Raw genomic sequence first — 20,355 nt, forward strand, 5'->3', positions numbered from 1 at the left:
TAGAGGTTAGCGTGAGTAAATCGCAATTGAATTTAACTCGAATCGTGTTGCTAGATCTTTGGCATCACAAATGGGTCATGATCTTAGCATTGCTGGTGATGCTAAATGCGATTGCGGTGGTGTACACCAGTCATGAAGGACGAAAGTACACCAGCCAGTGGGATCAGTTATTACAAGAAAGAGACAGGCTAGATATTGAATGGCGTAACTTGCTTTTAGAAGAGCAGTCACGGTCTGAGCATAGCCGTATAACCCGCATAGCGACTAAAGAGCTTAATATGAATCGTCCGCTACCAAAAGATGAGGTTGTCGTAAGAGTGCCATGAGCAAACAGGCAAAGCGTAAACAAAAACCACAGTTAATCCAATGGCGTTTATACGTCGTGGTGGCTTTTGTTTGCCTGCTGTTTACCAGTTTGGTTGGCCGAGCTGCTTATATTCAAATCATCGAGCCTGAAATGCTACGTCACCAAAGTGACATGCGTACACTGCGCACCACGAGTCGTGAAGTGCAGCGTGGCCTCATCACCGACCGTAATGGTGAGATGCTCGCGGTGAGTGTGCCGGTCAAAGCGGTATATGCCGATCCTAAAGTGGTTCATGACAAGAATGGTTTTGCTGATATGCGCCGCTGGCAAGCATTAGCGGATGTTTTGCATGAGCCAAAAGAAGATATTCTTAAACGTGTTCAGTCTAATCCTCGTAAACGCTTTACCTACCTTAAACGCCAAGTGACTCCAGCGGTTGCCGACTATATCAAACAGTTAAAGCTACCGGGTGTTTACCTTAAGCCTGAATCACGTCGTTATTACCCAACCGGTGAGATCTCGGCGCAGTTAGTAGGTATCACCAATATCGATGATAAAGGCATTGAAGGGCTTGAGAATAGCTATAACGACTGGCTAACTGGCACGCCGAGCAAGCAAAAAGTACGAAAGTCACGTGACGGTCATGTCGTCGAGCGTCTTGATATGGTGCAGGAGGGCGAGAGCCCTAATGACTTAGTGCTAAGTATTGACCAACGCATTCAACAGCTTGCCTATCGCGAGCTTAAAAAAGCCACTGAGATTAACCAAGCAACATCCGGTTCTATCGTGGTGTTAGATGTGCATACCGGTGAAGTATTGGCAATGGCTAACACGCCATCGTACAACCCTAATTCACGCGAAAACCTGCAAAGTTATCGTATGCGTAACCGTGCATTGACCGATTCTTACGAGCCCGGTTCAACGATTAAGCCGTTTGTGGTCGCCGCAGCACTCGAAGCTGGCACCATTAAAGCGAATGACATTATTAAGACTAACCCTGGCCGCATGCGTATCGGCGGTAAGATTGTCCGTGACGGTCGAAACTATGGCGATCTTTCCCTGAGTGGCATTTTGGTGCATTCCAGTAACGTGGGTATGACAAAGATTGCGTTATCTATGCCAGTGCAGGAACTATTAGGCGCCTACCAAACCATGGGGCTGGGTAATTATTCTGGAATAAATTTAGAAGGTGAAAGTGCCGGGCTTATTCACGACCGTCGTCGTTGGTCTGAGTTTGAACGTGCGACCTTGTCTTTTGGTTACGGCTTAATGGCCACACCACTACAGCTTGCAAGAATGTACTCAATTTTGGGCAACAAGGGCGTACTGTACCCAGTTTCGATTTTAAAACTAAAACAAAAGCCTGAAGGTACCCAAGTGCTTTCTCCTGAAGTGGCACAAGGTGTCATGGAGATGTTGGTTGGAGTGACAGAAAAAGGTGGCACCGCGCGTAAGGCCCATATTGAAGGTTATCCAGTAGCGGGGAAAACCGGTACTGCACGTAAGGCGGTAGCCGGTGGTTATGGCGAAGACTACGTAGCGTTATTTGCCGGCGTTGCTCCTGTGCACAATCCTAAACTCGCCATTGCCGTTGTAGTGAATGAGCCAAAAGGCGATCGCTATTATGGCGGCGATGTTGCGGCGCCCGTTTTTGCCGCGGTCATGTCAGGTGCTTTACAAATGCTAAACGTTGAGCCTATTTCAAATCGTGAAAAGGTCCGTTTAGCTGCTAATTCTAGGAGTGTTGAATAATGCTAATACGCGATCTATTAGCGCCATGGTTCCATTATTCGGGAGCCGAAGACTTCTTGGAGCTCACACTAGATAGCCGTGCTGTACAAGCTGGCTACCTGTTCGTTGCTATTCCAGGCTATCAAGTCGATGGTCGCAAATATATTACTGCAGCCTTTGAGCGCGGTGCAGTCGCAGCCTTAGTGCATACCGACTCACCCGATGAGCACGGTAAGGTTATCAATGAGGCTGGGCTCCAGATCCTATTTTTCCAGCTGAATAGACAAATTTCAGCCTTGGCTGCGCAAGCTTATCCACTGTCGCAATCGCGCCCACAAATTATTGGCGTGACAGGGACTAATGGCAAAACCTCTGTGACTCAGCTAGTGGCACAGTTGCAATTATTGCAGGGTAAAACAACTGCGGTGATGGGGACCTTAGGTAATGGTTTGTGGGGCGAACTTGTTGATAGTGGCAACACCACCGCCGATCCCATCACGCTTATTAAACAGTTGCAAGATTTTGAACAACGCGGCGCCGATACCTGCGCAATGGAAGTCTCTAGCCATGGTCTAGTGCAAGGGCGGGTCGAGGCGGTTCCATTTGATGTGGCGGTATTTACCAACTTAAGTCGTGATCACTTAGATTATCATCACACCATGGATGCCTATGGTGCAGCCAAAAAGCGCTTGTTCCAATTTGCCAGCCTACGCGCGGGCTTAATTAATTGTGATGATGCCTTAGGTCGAGACTGGCTTGCAGAGCTAGCGTCAGACAAGCTTATCGGCTTTAGTATCAAAGCGGATGCCAAGGCTGCCATTTATAGCAAAGATTGTCATTTTCATGATGGTGGCGTGTCATGCACCTTGGTTTGGCCAACGGGTGAGGCCAAGCTTAACTCTCCGTTACTCGGCGACTTTAACCTCTCAAACCTATTAGCAGCCCTAGGCGCGCTTTACCTACTCGGTGAAGATATGCATGCGCTGGTGGCACTAGCAGAAAAGCTGGAGCCGGTAGCAGGTCGTATGGAGCGTGTTACCACTAAAAATGGCGTCACATTGGTGGTTGATTATGCCCACACTCCAGATGCTATTGAGCAGGCGCTAAAAGCGCTCAGAGTGCATTGTAAAGGCCTGCTTTGGTGTGTGTTCGGTTGTGGTGGCGACAGAGATAAGGGCAAGCGCCCTATGATGGCCGCCAGTGCAGAGCAGTTTGCCGATAAGGTGATGGTGACTAACGATAACTCGCGCAGTGAAGATCCGAATGCAATTATTGCCGATATTTTAGCGGGGCTACAGCGGCCTGAAGACGCGTTAACACAAGTTGATCGTCAAGCGGCTATTAAAGAAGTTGTGGCTCAGGCAGTTGCGGGCGATATGGTATTGCTAGCAGGTAAAGGTCATGAAACCTATCAAGAGATTAATGGTGCAAGATTGAATTACGATGAAAGAGCATTTACAAGAGCCATTGCAGAAGGTGAAGCATGATTAGCGTTTCTTTGGCCGAGCTAGCGAGCCGCTTAAATGGTCAACTTGTTGGCAGCGACGTGCTGATAGATAGCGTTTCAAGCGACAGTCGTGCAGTAAACAGCCAAACCCTGTTTGTGGCACTGAAAGGCGAGAATTTTGATGGCCACGTTTTTGCACAAGCTGCAGTCGACGCGGGTGCTAATGCGTTGCTGGTTGAGCGTGAGTTGCCGATAAATGCCAGCCAGCTTATCGTCAGTAATAGTCAAAAGGCGATGGGTGAGATTGGTGCATATGTGCGTGAAAAGCTTGCCCCAGTTTGTGTGGCATTAACCGGTTCAAACGGTAAAACCAGCGTAAAAGAGATGATTGCGACAATTTTGACGCAGAAACATCAAGTGCTTTATACCGCAGGCAATTTCAATAACGAAATTGGTGTGCCCTTGACCCTATTAAGGTTACAAGCGGGTGATGAATTTGGCGTATTTGAACTCGGAGCAAACCATGCTGGTGAGATTGATTATACCTCTAGCTTAGTTAAGCCAAGTGTTGCCATGGTCAATAACGTGGCGTCGGCTCACCTTGAGGGCTTTGGTTCTTTAGAGGGCGTGGCTAAGGCCAAATCTGAGATCTTTAACCATATTGGCACTGGTGGCACCGCGGTGATTAATGCCGATGATGCATTTGCTGATGTCATGCTTCAGGCGTCTAGCCATGTTAAGCAGTTATGTTTTGGCGTTAAAAATGAAACGTCGAGAGATCTTGATGTTTTTGCAACAGATTTGATGGCTGACGCCTATGGACGTTATGCCTTTAGCCTTTGCTACGGTGCAGAAGTACATAGAGTTAAATTGCCGTTAGCGGGACGTCATCAGGTGTCAAATGCATTGGCCGCTACAAGCATGTGCCTTGCACTGGATCTGTCTTTAGCTGAGATCTGCCAAGGACTTAGTCAGCTACAACCTGTAAAAGGACGTATGCTGCCAAGTCAACTTGGACGAGTGACAGTGATTGATGACAGTTACAATGCAAATCCGGCTTCGGTTGGCGCTGCAATTGACTGGCTTCAAGAAATTAAAGGAAATCGCTGTTTAGTGCTGGGCGATTTGGGCGAATTAGGCGACAATGCCGCCCTTTTGCATTGTGAGCTTGGGGAATTAGCCAAGGCCAAAGGCGTTAACGCGCTGTTTTGTGTCGGTACGCTAAGCGAAGGTGCAAGTCATGCTTTTGGTTCCACTCACTATCACGATATCGATGATTTAGTTGCAGGATTAATTCAATACATTAATGAGTTACCGGCTGAAATCACAGTGCTAGTGAAAGGTTCTCGCAGTGCGAGAATGGAACGTGTAGTCGAAGCTTTAACAATGGCCTATGGTCGCGGGGAGTTTGTTTAATGCTGGTTTACCTGGCTGAGTATTTAACCCAGTTTTACAGTGGGTTTAACGTATTTTCTTATGTCACCTTTCGAGCAATCTTAGGCTTGATGACGGCAATGGTATTTAGTCTTTGGTGGGGACCGAAGATGATTGCACGCTTGCAGTTAATGCAAATTGGCCAAGTCGTGCGCAATGATGGTCCTGAATCGCACTTTAGCAAACGCGGCACGCCAACGATGGGGGGATTATTGATCCTTGCCGGTGTGTTTATTAGTGTGTTGTTGTGGGGCGATCTTGGTAGCCGTTACGTATGGGTAGTGCTGTTTGTATTAGGTAGCTTTGGCTTAATCGGCTTTATTGATGATTACCATAAAGTGGTGCGTAAAGACACTAAAGGCTTAATTGCTCGGTGGAAGTACTTACTGCAATCTTTGGCTGCACTAGTTATAGCAGTGTATTTATATGCATCAGCACAAAGCCCGGGTGAAACCCAGTTAGTCGTGCCTTTCTTTAAAGATATTATGCCTCAGCTTGGCGGCTTCTTTATCGTGCTGGTTTATTTCACTATTGTGGGCTCAAGCAATGCAGTGAATTTAACTGACGGTCTCGACGGTTTGGCGATTATGCCGACGGTTATGGTCGCGGCAGCATTTGCCTTGATTGCTTACCTGTCTGGTCACGTTCAGTTTGCTAGCTACTTACATCTTCCTTACTTGCCTGGTGCGGGTGAGCTTGTGATCGTTTGTACCGCAATTGTTGGTGCAGGCCTAGGCTTCTTGTGGTTTAACACTTATCCAGCGCAAGTCTTTATGGGTGATGTTGGATCTTTAGCGCTAGGTGCAGCTTTAGGCGCAATTGCGGTGTTGGTTCGTCAAGAAATCTTATTGGTGATTATGGGTGGCGTCTTTGTGATGGAGACTGTATCGGTGATCCTACAAGTTGGCTCTTATAAGCTGCGTGGACAGCGCATCTTCCGCATGGCACCTATTCATCATCATTATGAGTTGAAGGGCTGGCCGGAGCCGAGAGTGATTGTACGTTTTTGGATTATTTCTTTGTTCCTCGTCCTACTTGGATTGGCGACATTAAAGCTTAGATAAGCTAAATAACAGCTTGAAATTAGATAGCACAGTTAATTTAAACAACAGGATTACATAGGTCTGATATGGCGCAGCAATATTCACACATCGTTTTAGGTTTAGGTGCAACAGGCTTATCTGTTGTGCGTTACCTGTGTGCGCAAGGCATTGTCCCTTTAGTGATGGATAGCCGAACTCAGCCTCCTGGTGCTGACACCTTAGCGGCAGACTTTCCTCAAGTAGAGTTAGTCGCGGGTGGATTTGATTGTCGCTATTTAGTGCAAGCGCAGCAGATCATCATCAGTCCTGGTATAGCATGCGAAACCCCAGAAGTTAGGGTCGCATTCGATATGGGGATTGAGGTGATTGGTGATGTGGAACTTTTCGCGAGAGAAGTGAGCAAAACCTCTGCTAAAGTGATTGGTATTACCGGTTCTAACGGTAAAACCACGGTCACAACCTTAGTGGGCGAGATGGCTAAAGCCAGCGCTTGTTCATACGCTGTTGGTGGCAATATCGGTATACCAGCCTTGGACCTACTACTGGAGCCTAAAGATTTATATATTTTAGAGTTATCGAGTTTTCAGCTTGAAACTACCCTGAGTTTGCAGTGCACAGCAGCAACTTGCCTCAACATTAGCGAAGACCATATGGATCGTTACAGCGATCTAGAGTCATATCGCCAGGCAAAACTTAAGCTGTATGAACAAACCAAAATGGTGCTGTTTAATCGCGAAGACCCATTAACCATTCCGAATAATCCGACTAATCAGCAAAGTTTTGGTTTAAATGCGCCAGAAGTTGATGACTGGGGAATTTCAGGTGGAATGGTCGTGCAAGGTAACAGCCAGATTATGTCTGTTAGCGATGTGGTGCTTGTGGGAAGTCATAACCATGCAAATGTCATAGCGGCAATGGCGTTAGCAACTGCAGCAGGTATTGGGCGAGATTTTCAAATCGAGGTCGCTAAGACATTCAGTGGATTAGCTCATCGCTGTGAAGTGATTGCTGATATTGCTGGCGTGACTTATGTCAACGACTCTAAGGCGACCAATGTTGGCGCGACTGTCGCAGCAATCGAGGGCTTAAGTGATCACTTAGGTGAACTGATCTTGATCGCTGGCGGCGACGGCAAAGGTGCAGACTTTTCTCCGTTAGTACCAGTACTAGGCAAAGTCAGCCAGCTAATCACGTTGGGTAAAGATGGCGATAAAGTCGCGGCGTTAAAAGCGGACTCAATAAAAGTAAAGACAATGGCAGAGGCTGTTGCCAAGGCGCATGAGATAGCGACAGCAGGTGATATCGTGATTTTGTCACCAGCATGCGCCAGCTTAGATATGTACCCCAACTTTATGGCTCGCGGGGATGAATTTCGCAGCTTAGTAGAAGCGCTTCATGGCGAGTAGCGAGAAGCAGTTAAGCTTATTTGGCAACCGCTTTAAGTGGTCGTTGCCGAATTTGTTTAATGACACCTCGGCACCAGGAATGCAGCTATATGATCGGCCGTTAATGTTTGCGGTGTTGTCACTTATCTGCTTTGGCTTTGTGATGGTGATGTCAGCTTCTATGCCAGAGGCGCAAACCTTGACCGGCAATCCGTTTCATTTTGTTTGGCGTCACGGCGCTTACTTAGTCGGTTGCGTTATTATTGCGGCGGTGGTGCTGCAAATAGAGATGCGCCATTGGCAACACTTTAGTCCGTGGTTGTTGGTCGTCGTTGGTGTCATGCTGGTCGCGGTGCTGTTTGTGGGCACAACCGTTAATGGAGCAACCCGCTGGTTATCGATAGGGCCAATCCGTATTCAGGTAGCCGAGATAGCTAAGTTTGCCTTTGCCATCTACATGGCTGGCTACTTGGTACGACGCCACCAGGAGATTAGAGAAAACGCTAAAGGCTTTTATAAGCCCATTGCTGTTTTTGCTGTATATGCGTTTTTGATTTTGATGCAACCAGACTTAGGTACTGTGGTCGTACTGTTTGTGGGTACCGTCGGGTTACTGTTTTTAGCGGGCGCGCGATTACTGGACTTCTTCGCATTGATCTTAACTGGGATATTAGCATTCGTGGCCTTGGTATTACTTGAGCCCTACCGAATGCGCCGAGTAACGTCGTTCCTCGACCCGTGGCAAGATCCGTTCGGTAGCGGTTATCAGCTGACTCAATCTCTTATGGCGTATGGACGCGGTGATTGGTTTGGCCAAGGCTTAGGCAACAGTATTCAAAAGTTAGAGTATCTGCCTGAGGCGCACACTGACTTTATCTTTGCGGTTATTGGCGAAGAGTTAGGGTTTATCGGCATTATCGCCGTATTAGCAGTGCTGCTATTTGTTGCACTGCGAGCGATTAAACTCGGCAGTATGTGTCTAGCACTAGAAAGAGCATTCGAAGGTTATCTTGCTTATGGCATCGGGATCTGGATCTGCTTTCAAACCGTGGTAAACGTTGGTGCCAGTATTGGTATGTTACCAACCAAAGGATTAACTCTGCCATTTATTAGCTATGGCGGTAGTAGTTTGTGGGTCATGACGGCGGCAGCCATGTTGCTTATCCGAATAGACCATGAAAGACGATTAAGTGTTATTCAGGCCGTTGAAGGCCGGACAAGTAAACAATGAGTGAATTAATGACTAACCAAGCTGAAGAAAAACGCATTTTAATCATGGCTGGCGGAACTGGCGGCCATGTATTTCCTGCGCTAGCGGTGGCTAAATATTTGAGTCAGCAAGGCTGGAAAGTGCGTTGGTTAGGCACTGCAGAGCGAATGGAAGCGAGATTAGTGCCACAACATGGCTTTGATATCGACTTTATCGATATTAAAGGTGTGCGTGGTAATGGCTTGATGCGAAAGCTCGCTGCGCCATTTAAGATCCTACGTTCGGTGATGCAGGCGCGTGCTGTTATTAAAAAGTTTAAGCCCGATGTGGTGATGGGCATGGGCGGCTTTGCTAGCGGTCCTGGCGGCGTTGCTGCCAAGATGTGTGGCATACCTTTGGTGTTGCATGAACAGAATGCGATTCCGGGCATGACCAATAGATTGTTGTCGCGTATCGCCTCTGAGGTGCTATGTGCCTTTGACGGTACCTTTACCGACATTAAAGCTGAAACTGTCGGTAATCCTATCCGCAAAGAGCTTATCGCCCTTGGCGAAAAGCAAAAGCCTGCCTGTGACGATGATTCGCTAAAAGTGCTCGTTGTAGGCGGTAGTTTGGGAGCAAAGATTTTTAATGATGTCATGCCAAGTGTACTCGAAGGGGTGAGTAAAACCCATTCAATGACGGTTTGGCATCAAGTTGGGCGTGATAATTTAGCGAGCGTTAAAGCCGAATATCAACGATTAGGCCAAGATGGCAGCGTAAGCGTTGCTGAGTTTATTGATGATATGGAAGCGGCTTATCGCTGGGCTGATGTGGTGGTGTGTCGCTCTGGTGCGTTAACCGTATCTGAATTAGCTGCAGTCGGTTTACCGAGCTTGCTAGTGCCATACCCACATGCGGTAGATGATCATCAGACTAAAAATGCCCAAGTATTAGTTAACGCTGGGGCAGCATTTTTACTGCCACAGCCTATAGTCGATACCAGCAAGTTAATGACTAAATTGTCGATGCTGGCATCTGATAAACAAGAATTATGCAATATGGGCCAGCGTGCTCGAGACGTTGCCATTTTAGATGCAACTCAAAGAGTCGCCAACGTCTGTATTCGATTAGCACAGAAGGGTTGAGATGAGTAACAAAGCAGAGAAGTATTCGCAGCTAAGATCCATGATCCCTGAAATGCGCAGGGTTAAGCACATCTATTTTGTTGGAATAGGTGGTGCGGGTATGGGCGGCATAGCGGAAGTGCTTGTTAATGAAGGTTACCAGTTAAGTGGTTCAGATATCGCTGAAAGTGCGGTCACTCAGCGATTAGCTCAACTTGGTGCGACCATCTATATTGGCCACGATGCAAGCCAAGTTAAAGGTGTAGACGTGGTTGTTGTTTCAACCGCGATTAGCGCTGACAACCCTGAGTTGGTTGCAGCAAAAGCGCTTAGGATCCCCGTGGTGCGTCGGGCTGAAATGCTAGCTGAGCTGATGCGCTACCGTCATGGTGTCGCTGTTGCCGGAACTCACGGTAAGACGACTACGACGAGTTTGATCGCAAGTGTTTATGGTCGAGCAGAGCGCGATCCCACTTTTGTGATTGGCGGCTTGTTAAATAGCGCAGGTACTAACGCTCGATTAGGTCATAGCCGTTACTTAATTGCTGAAGCTGATGAGAGTGACGCGAGCTTTTTACATCTGCAGCCGATGGTCAGTGTCGTGACTAACATCGAAGCTGACCATATGGATACCTATGAAGGTGATCTAGAAAAGCTTAAAACAACCTTCGTTGATTTCCTGCATAACCTGCCTTTTTATGGGGTTGCAGTAGTCTGTATCGATGACCCTATTGTACGAGAGCTTATTCCACGTATTGGTCGTCGTGTAGTGACTTACGGTTTTAGCGATGACGCTGATGTGCAGGCGCTAGATTTCGAGCAAACAGGCTATTGCAGCGCATTCACGGTTAGACGTGCAGGGTTAGCAGATGTGCGCTTAACAGTTAACTTGCCAGGCGAGCACAACGTGTTAAACGCGCTGGCAGCGATTGCCGTAGCTACTGAAGATGACATCGAAGATGAAGCAATTATTGCTGCTTTAGGTGAGTTTCAAGGCATTGGTCGTCGTTTTCAGCAAATTGGCGAGTTTAGTACCGCGAAAGGTGAGATTAAATTGGTTGATGACTATGGTCACCACCCAAGTGAAGTTGCCGCCACGATAAAGGCTGCCAGACTCGGTTGGCCTGAACGCCGCTTGGTGATGATCTATCAGCCGCACCGTTACAGTCGTACCCGCGACTTGTATGAGGACTTTGTAGAAGTACTATCACAAGTCGACTGCCTGTTGATGTTAGATGTATACGCCGCAGGTGAAGCACCTATTCCGGGGGCTGACAGTCGGGCATTGTGTCGCTCTATTCGTGTTCGTGGTCAGGTTGAGCCTGTATTTGTTGCGAGCACCGAGCAGCTAGAAACCGTTTTACCAGAGATATTGCAAGACGGTGATTTACTGCTGACCCAAGGGGCTGGCAGTATTGGGTTGTTATCACGTAGCCTTGCCGAATCGAATTTGGGTTTTGGTACTGAGACTACTGATGAAAAAAATGCGTAATTTAGAGTTATATACCTTAAGTTACACATCTAATTTTGACGCTTGGAATAAGGGCTATATAATGGCCGATTTTCTGAGTTCCCGGTTGCAAAAGGAAGCCTAAGGTGTCTTGGCGCGAGAAAGGTCAGCGTATTCGAGTTTTGCTTTCGCAAGCTGATTGGTATCTGTGTTTTGGTTTAGCGTTCTTACTGTGCGTATTGATTGGTTTATCGATGGCAGTGATGAAACTCAATACCGTGCTAAATGATGCTGATGCGCTACCTATTGAAGCGGTAGCGATTAAAGGGGAGCGCTTATATACAGACGATAAAGAGATCCAACTAGCATTGCAGGATTTGATGCAGAGGAGTTTCTTTTCGGCTGATGTGACCCAAGTGCAAGAAGCCCTCGAAGCATTACCTTGGGTTTACCAAGCCTCCGTTAGGCGCGAGTGGCCAGCCAAGTTAAAGGTATATTTGGTTGAACAAAAACCAGTTGCGCATTGGAATGGTGATGCTTGGCTCAATATTTACGGCGAAGTGTTTGATGCACCGGCGAAAGAAGGTATACCTAATTTACCTATATTGACGGGTCCTGAAGAGCAAGGTAAGTCGGTACTAACTACTTACCAGCAGGTAGGCGAGTTATTAAGAATTAATGGCTTTAACTTACAAAGTTTAAGCTTAAGTCCAAGGCATGCTTGGCACGCTGAGCTAAATAATGGCATTAAGCTGGAGCTCGGTCGAGAAGATAAGATGGCAAGGATACAAAGATTTATCCACGTCTACCCAAAACTTGCAGAGCAAGATAAACAGGTAGCTATTGTGGATTTGCGCTACGACACAGGTTTGGCCGTAGGTTGGGATGATGCACAAAAAGAGAGCCGTTAATTAATGACCAAGAATCTAGATAGAAATCTGATTGTGGGATTGGACATAGGGACATCAAAAGTCGCTGTGATCATTGGTGAAGTATTGCCTGACGGTGAGATCAGTATTGTCGGTCTGGGAAACCATCCTTCAAGGGGGATGGATAAAGGCGGCGTAAACGATCTCGACTCTATCGTCCGCAGCGTACAAAGAGCACTGGATCAAGCCGAGTTAATGGCAGATTGCCAGGTCTCATCGGTGTATTTAAGTATTTCTGGCAAACATATCGAATGTCAGAATGAAAACGGCATGGTGTCGATTAACGACGAAGAAGTGACTCAAGAAGATGTCGACAATGTGATCCATACGGCTCGCTCTGTCAAAATTCCAACTGAGCGTCGTATCTTGCATGTATTGCCTCAAGAATACGCTATTGATATACAGGACGGCATTAAGAGCCCAATTGGCATGTCAGGTATGCGTATGGAAGCCAAGGTTCATATCGTGACTTGTGCCAATGACATGGCTAAGAACATCACTAAGAGTGTCGAGCGCTGTGGTTTAAAAGTTGACGACTTAGTGTTTTCAGCCATCGCTTCAGCTGATTCAGTACTGACTGATGATGAGAAAGACTTAGGCGTTTGCTTGGTCGATATTGGTGGCGGTACAACCGATATTGCGGTTTATACCAATGGTGCACTGCGTCACTGTGCTGTCGTGCCCGTTGCGGGTAATCAGGTGACTAACGATATCGCTAAGATATTCCGTACACCTTTGTCACACGCAGAACAGATTAAGGTGCAGCACGCTAGCGCTCGTAGCGCGATGGTGAGCCGTGAAGACAGTATCGAGGTGCCTTCAGTAGGTGGTCGTCCTTCACGTAGCATGTCACGTCACACGTTAGCGGAAGTGGTTGAACCTAGATACCAAGAATTATTTGAATTGATCTTAAAGCAGCTACGCGATAGCGGCTTAGAAGATCAGGTTGCAGCAGGCATTGTCATTACTGGTGGTACCGCATCGATTGAAGGTGCCGTTGATATCGCTGAAGCGACATTTGGTATGCCAGTGAGAATGGCACAGCCGCTGCCAGTTAAAGGTTTACACGAATATGTGGATCAGCCTATTTACTCTACCGGAGTCGGGTTGCTTCACTATGGTGCGCGCAGAGTGATCGAACGACAGTTCGAACGTCCTGAACGACAAGGGGTTACCAGTCTTTGGAATCGGGTTCAGAGCTGGTTTAAAGGCGAGTTTTAGTTAATAACGCAGGCATAACGGAGAAAAGACCATGTTTGAGATCATGGATAGTCATTCAGACGAAGCGGTGATTAAGGTCATCGGTGTCGGTGGTGGCGGCGGTAACGCTGTTGAGCATATGGTTAAACACAACATCGAAGGTGTTGAGTTTGTAGCAACAAATACTGACGCACAAGCATTGCGTAAGTCTGCTGCAACGACCACAATTCAATTGGGTCGCGATGTGACCAAAGGTTTAGGCGCTGGCGCCAACCCTGAAATCGGTCGTTTAGCGGCAGAAGAAGACAGAGAAAACATTCGTAATGCGATTAAAGGTTCAGACATGATCTTTATCGCTGCGGGTATGGGCGGTGGTACCGGTACTGGTGCTGCACCAGTAGTTGCAGAAATTGCACGTGAAGAAGGTATTCTTACTGTTGCTGTTGTAACCAAGCCTTTCCCATTCGAAGGCAAGAAGCGTATGACCTACGCGGATCAAGGTATTGAGCAGCTTGCTAAGCATGTTGACTCGCTAATTACCATTCCAAATGAAAAGTTACTTAAAGTGTTAGGTCGTGGTACGTCTTTATTAGATGCATTCGCTGCAGCTAACAACGTGTTACTTGGCGCGGTTCAAGGTATTGCCGAGCTAATTACTCGCCCAGGTCTAATCAACGTCGATTTCGCCGACGTAAAAACGGTTATGTCTGAAATGGGTAATGCCATGATGGGTACCGGTGTAGCAAGCGGTGAAGATCGTGCTGAAGAAGCTGCAGAAGCGGCTGTTGCAAGTCCATTACTTGAAGATATTGATCTAGCTGGTGCGCGTGGCGTATTAGTTAACATCACTGCGGGTATGGATATGAGCATTGAAGAGTTCGAGACTGTGGGTAACCACGTTAAGGCTTATGCTTCTGATAACGCAACTGTTGTTGTGGGCGCGGTAATCGACCCTGAAATGTCTGATGAGCTACGTGTAACGGTTGTTGCTACGGGTATTGGCGCAGAAAAGAAGCCGGATATCCAGCTAGTATCTAAGCCTGCTCCACGTCCAGAGCCGATTGTTCCAGCTGAGCCTCGTGTAGAGAGCTTTGCAGCAGAAGACGCTATCGCTCCAACGATGTCACACGGTAATACTGCAGCTGCAACTCAGCCTCAAGTAGCAACACCAGTGGCTGAAAAAAAGAGCGATCTTGACTACTTAGATATCCCAGCATTTTTGCGTAAGCAAGCTGATTAATCTTAGTGTTAATAAATAGTTAAGAAGTATGAGGCAATACTAAACTATTGTCCTAAAGCTGAGTGAGTTTTGGTGAATTTGCAAAGATATGCTAAGATATCCGACCAGCATAGCCTGCACACGACTGAAAAGTGTGCGGTTAGCGCTTTTTTGTTGAGATAATGAACGGGTAAATACATGATTTTTCAAAGAACTGTAAAAGAAATGGTTAAAACGACTGGTGTTGGATTGCATTCCGGCAACAAGGTTACGTTGATCATTAAACCCGCGCCCATCAATACCGGTATTAAGCTAGTTCGTACCGACTTGTCGCCTGCAGTTGAAATACCAGCTGTTGCCGATCAAGTTCGTGAAACGACTATGTGTACTGCCTTGGTAAATGATGATGGTGTTCGTATCTCAACAATTGAGCATCTATTTGCAGCGCTAGCCGGACTAGGTATTGATAACGCAGTTATCGAAGTTGACGCGCCTGAAATTCCAATTATGGATGGCAGTGCGAGTCCTTTTGTTTTCCTACTTCAGTCTGTAGGTATTCAAGAGCAAAACGCCGCTAAAAAATACATCAAAATCACTAAACCTATCCGTGTTGAAGACGGTGATAAGTGGGCAGAGTTGAAACCTTTTAAAGGCTTCAGAGTCGATTTCGCAATTGACTTTAACCACCCAGAGATCGCGCGTAGTCAGCAGCATATGGTTATGGATTTTTCATCGTCTGCTTTTGTGAAAGATATCAGCCGTGCAAGAACCTTTGGTTTTATGCGCGATATTGAGTACCTAAGAGCGAATAATCTTGCACTAGGTGGCAGCATGGAAAATGCTGTTGTTCTTGACGAATATCGCGTCCTCAACCCCGATGGCCTGCGTTATGAGGACGAGTTCGTTAAGCATAAGATTCTTGACGCTTTTGGTGATCTATATGTAGCGGGTCACGCTATTGTTGGTGAGTTCTGTGCATACAAAACTGGCCACGCACTTAACAATCAGTTAGTACGTGCCATGCTTGCACAGCAGGACGCTTGGGAAATTGTCAGTTTTGAAAAAGAAGCCGACGCACCAGTCAGCTTCTCGGTACCTGCGGGTGCTGTATTCGCTTAATCGCGAATTAAGATTGCCTTGAACGGCTGGCTAATGCAGCCAGCCGTTTTAGTTTTACCGCTAATGTCCCCTCAGTATGTTCAGCTAACGCTTCAATATGAGCGGCGGCATTTTCACTAATTAGGTTGTGAGCGACCTTGGGTTTTGTTTCATACATTAACAAGCTTGGGTTGACTTTAACCTCGATTGCGGTAAGCATGGGTAGCGTTTCGGCTTGCAGCTGTTGTAATATTTTGGGTTTTTGGAAGTTAATTCTTGCCGCCCAAGCAGCCGTAGTTGTTTCAATAACCAAGATCCCTTGGCGTAAATTGGCAACCTTTAGTTGCTCTGTCACTGGACCAGTTAGCACTTGTTTCACGTAGCGATCTAAGTGTAATAACAGTTCTGCCTTTTCAGCTAAGTTAGGCATTGTGCCTTGCTGATGTAGTAACTGACTGAGATCCTGTGGGGGCTTTTTCATATGATAATAAAATGGCTTAATTAGGCTATGAGTGTAACAGTTTTTATTCAAGGTCGAAATGGTGCCACACGCTGGCAACCAGGAAAGCGTTGGCTGCTATTGCCTATTTTGCTCATCGCAGCAGGTACGGGTCTTTATCAGCACAATGCCAAGCAACTTACACAGCAACAAGCTAATGTCGACGGCGAGCGTATGGCTCGTGAAGAACAAAAAGATGAGTTAGTCGCGCTAAAGAGTGCGACAGAGACTCAACTTTCGATGTTGGTTGCCCACGTTGCTCGTATGCAAGCTAAACTCACGCGCTTAGAAGCACTGGGTCAGCAAGTTGCTCTCAATAATCAATTAGAAGATCAATTTGATTTCTCTTCAGAAGTCGGTGTTGGTGGTATCAGTGAGTTGGGTACTAACATCGAACTCGATCAGCTTATCGCAGATATGGATAAGTTGGTGTCTCGAATAGATAATAATAATGTTCAGTTATCACTACTTGAAACAGTAGCATCTAATCTCCATATAGATGAAGAGCGTTATATATCTGGGCGACCAATCCAGAAAGGTTGGTTATCCTCGCCCTATGGTTTACGTAATGATCCTTTTAACGGTAAAAGAACGATGCATAAAGGTATCGACTTTGCTGGAAAAGAGGGCGTCGATGTAATCGCGACAGCAGGTGGCGTAGTTACATGGGCGGACAAGATGTTTGGTTATGGTGAGTTAGTCGAAATTGATCATGGAAATGGTCTAAGCACTCGTTATGGTCACAATAAAGCTTTGTCAGTAACTGTGGGCGATGTGGTCGCTAAAGGCGATAAAATCGCTGTGATGGGAAGTACTGGGCGCTCAACTGGGCCTCATGTACACTATGAAGTGTTGCGTGGTGGACAGCAGATCGATCCGCAAAAGTATGTCTACCGCAAGGCAGGTTAATCATAAAATAGGCTTTCAGGCTCTCAAAGGGACTTGGCCAACAACATAGAAGTGGTTCAGATGTTTGGTAAATTACTGACAAAAGTATTTGGTAGTCGCAACGATCGTACACTTAAAGCATTTGGTAAAGTCGTTAATAAAATTAACGCACTAGAGGCTGAGTACGAAAAGCTATCTGATGAAGATTTAAAAGCAAAAACGGCCCACTTCCGCGAGCGTTTAGACGGCGGTGAAACATTAGAAGGCGTATTACCTGAAGCATTCGCGACAGTACGTGAAGCCTCGAAGCGTGTATTTGATATGCGTCACTTCGATGTGCAGCTTATTGGTGGCATGATCCTGGATAGTAACCGTATTGCAGAAATGCGTACCGGTGAAGGTAAAACACTGACGGCAACTCTGCCAGCCTACCTTAATGGTCTAACGGGCAAAGGTGTACACGTCATCACGGTGAACGATTACCTTGCGGGTCGAGACGCTGAAAACAACCGTCCTCTTTTCGAATTCCTTGGTTTAACCGTTGGTATTAACGTTGCGGGTCTTGGGCAAGTAGAAAAGAAAGCTGCCTATGATGCAGATATTACTTACGGTACTAACAACGAATTCGGTTTTGATTACCTACGTGACAACATGGCGTTCTCGCCAAGTGAGCGCGTTCAACGTCCACTTCACTATGCACTAATCGATGAAGTCGACTCGATTCTTATTGATGAAGCACGTACGCCGCTAATTATTTCTGGTGCGGCTGAAGATAGCTCAGAGCTATACATCAAGATCAATACACTGATCCCAAATCTTATCGCGCAAGATAAAGAAGATACTGAAGAGTATGTGGGTGAAGGTGATTACTCAGTTGATGAGAAGTCAAAGCAAGTGCACATGACCGAACGTGGTCAAGAGAAAGTTGAAGTACTGCTAACTGAGCGTGGCATGCTAGCCGAAGGCGACTCGCTTTATTTTGCTGCTAATATCTCTTTATTACATCATGTAAATGCAGCACTACGTGCCCATACCTTATTTGAAAAAGACGTAGACTATATTGTTCAAGATAACGAAGTCGTTATTGTTGATGAACATACTGGCCGTACTATGCCTGGTCGTCGTTGGTCTGAAGGTTTGCATCAAGCGGTAGAAGCTAAAGAAGGGGTTCATATTCAAAATGAAAACCAAACATTAGCCTCAATCACTTTCCAGAACTTCTTCCGCCAGTACGAAAAGTTAGCGGGTATGACGGGTACTGCCGATACTGAAGCATTCGAATTCCAACACATCTACGGACTTGATACAGTGGTTGTTCCGACTAACCGTCCAATGGTTCGTCAAGATAACCCTGATTTGGTTTATCTGACAGCTGACGAAAAGTATGCTGCAATCGTAAAAGATATCGTTGGCTGCCGTGAGCGTGGACAACCAGTATTGGTCGGTACAGTATCGATTGAACAATCAGAACTGTTACACAGCTTACTTAAGAAACAAAAGATCCCGCATGAGATTTTGAATGCTAAGTTCCACGAGCGTGAAGCTGATATTGTTGCTCAAGCTGGTCGAATTGGTGCGGTAACAGTGGCAACTAACATGGCCGGTCGTGGTACCGATATCGTGTTGGGCGGCAACTGGAACATGGAAATTGATGCGCTAGCTAACCCAACTGACGAGCAGAAAGCTAAGATTAAAGCTGACTGGAAAGTTCGTCATGATGAAGTTGTTGAAGCCGGTGGTCTACATATTCTAGGTACTGAACGTCACGAGTCTCGCCGTATCGATAACCAGCTACGTGGTCGTTCTGGTCGTCAGGGTGATGCTGGTTCATCTCGTTTCTATCTATCTATGGAAGATAGCTTAATGCGTATCTTTGCTTCTGACCGCGTATCTTCAATGATGAAGAAACTTGGAATGGAAGAGGGTGAAGCGATTGAGCATCCATGGGTGTCACGCGCTATCGAAAATGCACAACGTAAAGTAGAAGCACGTAACTTTGATATCCGTAAGCAGTTACTTGAATTTGATGATGTTGCTAATGACCAGCGTCAGGTTGTTTATGCTCAACGAAATGAGTTGATGGATGCTGAAAGTATTCAGGAAACGATCACAAATATCCAAGCAGATGTGGTTAACGGCCTCATCGATCAATATATTCCGCGTCAGTCTGTTGAAGAGCTTTGGGACGTTGAAGGGTTAGAGAAACGCCTACAGCAAGAATACGCAATGAGTCTGCCAATTCAAGAATGGTTGGATAAAGAAGATGACTTGCATGAAGAAACCTTGCGTGAGCGTATTGTTGATACTTGGGTTAATGCATATAAAGCAAAAGAAGAGATGGTAGGCGAGCAAGTTCTACGTCAATTCGAAAAGGCGGTCATGCTGCAAACGCTTGATGGTTTGTGGAAAGAGCACCTTTCTGCAATGGATCACCTGCGTCAAGGTATTCACTTGCGTGGTTATGCACAAAAGAATCCAAAGCAAGAATATAAGCGTGAATCGTTTGAGTTGTTCCAGCAGATGCTTGAATCACTAAAGCACGATGTGATTAGCATCCTGTCTAAAGTACAAGTACAGGCACAATCAGATGTTGAAGAGATGGAAGAGCGTCGTCGCCAAGAAGATGCCAAGATCCGTCGTGATTATCAACATGCACAAGCTGAAGCTATAGTGGGCGCAGAAGAAAGTGCTGCATTGGCTGCTACCCAACCAACAGTTCGCGATGGCGAGAAAGTTGGTCGCAATGACCCTTGCCCATGTGGTTCTGGTAAGAAGTACAAGCAATGCCACGGCAAGCTTAGCTAGAATAGCAAAACAATACTAAAGAAAAGGGTGACTCATTGAGTCGCCCTTTTTTATTACCAATGAAAAAGGATAGTGGGTTAATTTATTAGTTTCCTAAGTCTGGCTCTTAACCCAAATAGCGCCTTGCTACATAAGTTATGTATATATGAAGATAGGCTAGTAAGAAGCGAGTAAGAAGACAGTAAGAAGATAAACGAGTGGTGCAATCCAACCACAGTAACATTGATACCGTGTAGAAATAGCTTAACTTTAATTTGGTGCTGGCGATAAAAGCGTCGCTGAAAGCAAGTTTTGTGGATAAGTCTGAGGGTAACTAGTGGCTAAGTTGTGCTTAAATTAAAACATTAAAAAAAGGCGTTTATTTTCGAAAAAAGCACTTGCGCTCTTTTCGAATCTCCCTATAATGCGACCCCACTGACACGGTGAAGCAGGCAACTAGCCAAGCACACAGCGTTAGAGAGATTAACTTCTACGGAAATTAATCTCAGGTGACAATCGCTTTAAGAGCTTCGGGTTTTGCTACTTTTCACGAGAGTGTATAAGAAATCATCGCTTGAAAAACTTCTTAAAATAAGCGCTTGACGCCGCCACTGGAGAGTGTAGA

The 20,355-nt window shown here is 46.2% G+C and carries 16 protein-coding genes; 15 read left to right on the forward strand and 1 reads right to left on the reverse strand.

Translation table 11 applies throughout. From position 1 onward, the window contains the following. Positions 1 to 11 precede the first annotated feature (11 nt). The 13 genes from ftsL (at position 12) to lpxC (ending at position 15,580) form a co-directional block, all read left to right on the forward strand. Positions 12 to 326 (forward strand): cell division protein FtsL, encoded by a 315-nt coding sequence (gene ftsL / locus ACVBIO_RS16190; protein ID WP_447162398.1) that lies wholly within the window; start codon positions 12 to 14, stop codon positions 324 to 326. Next, positions 323 to 2,059, forward strand: coding sequence for a peptidoglycan D,D-transpeptidase FtsI family protein (locus tag ACVBIO_RS16195; RefSeq protein WP_447172990.1), 1,737 nt, complete (start codon positions 323 to 325; stop codon positions 2,057 to 2,059). Before ftsL ends, ACVBIO_RS16195 begins: the two co-directional genes overlap by 4 nt. Further along, complete coding sequence (gene murE, locus ACVBIO_RS16200) at positions 2,059 to 3,525, forward strand: UDP-N-acetylmuramoyl-L-alanyl-D-glutamate--2,6-diaminopimelate ligase (RefSeq protein WP_447172991.1); 1,467 nt, start codon at positions 2,059 to 2,061, stop codon at positions 3,523 to 3,525. Before ACVBIO_RS16195 ends, murE begins: the two co-directional genes overlap by 1 nt. Beyond that, positions 3,522 to 4,901 carry a UDP-N-acetylmuramoyl-tripeptide--D-alanyl-D-alanine ligase gene (locus ACVBIO_RS16205; RefSeq protein WP_447162401.1) on the forward strand — a complete coding sequence of 460 codons (1,380 nt, stop codon included), beginning with the start codon at positions 3,522 to 3,524 and terminating at the stop codon, positions 4,899 to 4,901. The genes murE and ACVBIO_RS16205 overlap by 4 nt, the downstream gene beginning before the upstream one ends. Next, complete coding sequence (gene mraY, locus ACVBIO_RS16210) at positions 4,901 to 5,983, forward strand: phospho-N-acetylmuramoyl-pentapeptide-transferase (RefSeq protein WP_447172992.1); 1,083 nt, start codon at positions 4,901 to 4,903, stop codon at positions 5,981 to 5,983. The genes ACVBIO_RS16205 and mraY overlap by 1 nt, the downstream gene beginning before the upstream one ends. A 65-nt stretch (positions 5,984 to 6,048) precedes the next feature. Beyond that, a complete protein-coding gene (gene murD, locus ACVBIO_RS16215) occupies positions 6,049 to 7,368 on the forward strand; it encodes a UDP-N-acetylmuramoyl-L-alanine--D-glutamate ligase (RefSeq protein ID WP_447163452.1) in 1,320 nt (439 codons plus the stop codon). Beyond that, a complete protein-coding gene (ftsW, locus tag ACVBIO_RS16220; RefSeq protein WP_447162404.1) occupies positions 7,358 to 8,578 on the forward strand; it encodes a cell division protein FtsW in 1,221 nt (406 codons plus the stop codon). The genes murD and ftsW overlap by 11 nt, the downstream gene beginning before the upstream one ends. Before the next feature lie 8 nt (positions 8,579 to 8,586). Continuing rightward, a complete protein-coding gene (gene murG / locus ACVBIO_RS16225) occupies positions 8,587 to 9,684 on the forward strand; it encodes an undecaprenyldiphospho-muramoylpentapeptide beta-N-acetylglucosaminyltransferase (protein ID WP_447163522.1) in 1,098 nt (365 codons plus the stop codon). A gap of 1 nt (position 9,685) precedes the next feature. Next, positions 9,686 to 11,155, forward strand: coding sequence for a UDP-N-acetylmuramate--L-alanine ligase (murC, locus tag ACVBIO_RS16230; protein WP_447172993.1), 1,470 nt, complete (start codon positions 9,686 to 9,688; stop codon positions 11,153 to 11,155). Positions 11,156 to 11,259: 104 nt separating this feature from the next. Beyond that, on the forward strand, positions 11,260 to 12,024 hold the full coding sequence (locus ACVBIO_RS16235; protein WP_447170067.1) for a cell division protein FtsQ/DivIB: 765 nt from the start codon (positions 11,260 to 11,262) through the stop codon (positions 12,022 to 12,024). Between the two features lie 3 nt (positions 12,025 to 12,027). Then, the gene (gene ftsA / locus ACVBIO_RS16240) at positions 12,028 to 13,263 is read left to right on the forward strand and encodes a cell division protein FtsA (RefSeq protein ID WP_012157000.1); all 1,236 of its coding nucleotides are present in this window, start codon (positions 12,028 to 12,030) and stop codon (positions 13,261 to 13,263) included. A 31-nt stretch (positions 13,264 to 13,294) separates the two neighbouring features. Then, a complete protein-coding gene (gene ftsZ, locus ACVBIO_RS16245; RefSeq protein ID WP_447162407.1) occupies positions 13,295 to 14,482 on the forward strand; it encodes a cell division protein FtsZ in 1,188 nt (395 codons plus the stop codon). A gap of 177 nt (positions 14,483 to 14,659) precedes the next feature. Next, a complete protein-coding gene (gene lpxC / locus ACVBIO_RS16250) occupies positions 14,660 to 15,580 on the forward strand; it encodes a UDP-3-O-acyl-N-acetylglucosamine deacetylase (RefSeq protein ID WP_447162408.1) in 921 nt (306 codons plus the stop codon). A gap of 7 nt (positions 15,581 to 15,587) precedes the next feature. Here the strand turns inward: lpxC and ACVBIO_RS16255 are convergent, their stop codons facing one another. Further along, complete coding sequence (locus tag ACVBIO_RS16255) at positions 15,588 to 16,040, reverse strand: DUF721 domain-containing protein (protein ID WP_447162409.1); 453 nt, start codon at positions 16,038 to 16,040, stop codon at positions 15,588 to 15,590. 27 nt (positions 16,041 to 16,067) lie between these two features. Between ACVBIO_RS16255 and ACVBIO_RS16260 the strand changes: the two genes are divergently transcribed. Then, the gene (locus ACVBIO_RS16260) at positions 16,068 to 16,967 is read left to right on the forward strand and encodes a M23 family metallopeptidase (RefSeq protein WP_447162410.1); all 900 of its coding nucleotides are present in this window, start codon (positions 16,068 to 16,070) and stop codon (positions 16,965 to 16,967) included. A 60-nt stretch (positions 16,968 to 17,027) separates the two neighbouring features. After that, on the forward strand, positions 17,028 to 19,751 hold the full coding sequence (secA, locus tag ACVBIO_RS16265) for a preprotein translocase subunit SecA (protein WP_447172994.1): 2,724 nt from the start codon (positions 17,028 to 17,030) through the stop codon (positions 19,749 to 19,751). The last annotated feature ends 604 nt before the right edge of the window (positions 19,752 to 20,355 follow it).

This window comes from Shewanella sp. 0m-8, from assembly GCF_052977265.1.

What these genes read in the sequence shown, in the direction of transcription:
- ftsZ (WP_447162407.1), top strand. Translation starts at nt 13,295, where the DNA reads ATGTTTGAGATCATGGATAGTCATTCAGACGAAGCGGTGATTAAGGTC.
- ftsA (WP_012157000.1), top strand. Translation starts at nt 12,028, where the DNA reads ATGACCAAGAATCTAGATAGAAATCTGATTGTGGGATTGGACATAGGG.
- ACVBIO_RS16205 (WP_447162401.1), top strand. Translation starts at nt 3,522, where the DNA reads ATGATTAGCGTTTCTTTGGCCGAGCTAGCGAGCCGCTTAAATGGTCAA.
- murD (WP_447163452.1), top strand. Translation starts at nt 6,049, where the DNA reads ATGGCGCAGCAATATTCACACATCGTTTTAGGTTTAGGTGCAACAGGC.
- ACVBIO_RS16255 (WP_447162409.1), bottom strand. Translation starts at nt 16,040, where the DNA reads ATGAAAAAGCCCCCACAGGATCTCAGTCAGTTACTACATCAGCAAGGC.
- murC (WP_447172993.1), top strand. Translation starts at nt 9,686, where the DNA reads ATGAGTAACAAAGCAGAGAAGTATTCGCAGCTAAGATCCATGATCCCT.
- ftsW (WP_447162404.1), top strand. Translation starts at nt 7,358, where the DNA reads ATGGCGAGTAGCGAGAAGCAGTTAAGCTTATTTGGCAACCGCTTTAAG.
- murG (WP_447163522.1), top strand. Translation starts at nt 8,587, where the DNA reads ATGACTAACCAAGCTGAAGAAAAACGCATTTTAATCATGGCTGGCGGA.
- secA (WP_447172994.1), top strand. Translation starts at nt 17,028, where the DNA reads ATGTTTGGTAAATTACTGACAAAAGTATTTGGTAGTCGCAACGATCGT.
- ACVBIO_RS16195 (WP_447172990.1), top strand. Translation starts at nt 323, where the DNA reads ATGAGCAAACAGGCAAAGCGTAAACAAAAACCACAGTTAATCCAATGG.
- mraY (WP_447172992.1), top strand. Translation starts at nt 4,901, where the DNA reads ATGCTGGTTTACCTGGCTGAGTATTTAACCCAGTTTTACAGTGGGTTT.
- lpxC (WP_447162408.1), top strand. Translation starts at nt 14,660, where the DNA reads ATGATTTTTCAAAGAACTGTAAAAGAAATGGTTAAAACGACTGGTGTT.
- murE (WP_447172991.1), top strand. Translation starts at nt 2,059, where the DNA reads ATGCTAATACGCGATCTATTAGCGCCATGGTTCCATTATTCGGGAGCC.
- ACVBIO_RS16260 (WP_447162410.1), top strand. Translation starts at nt 16,068, where the DNA reads ATGAGTGTAACAGTTTTTATTCAAGGTCGAAATGGTGCCACACGCTGG.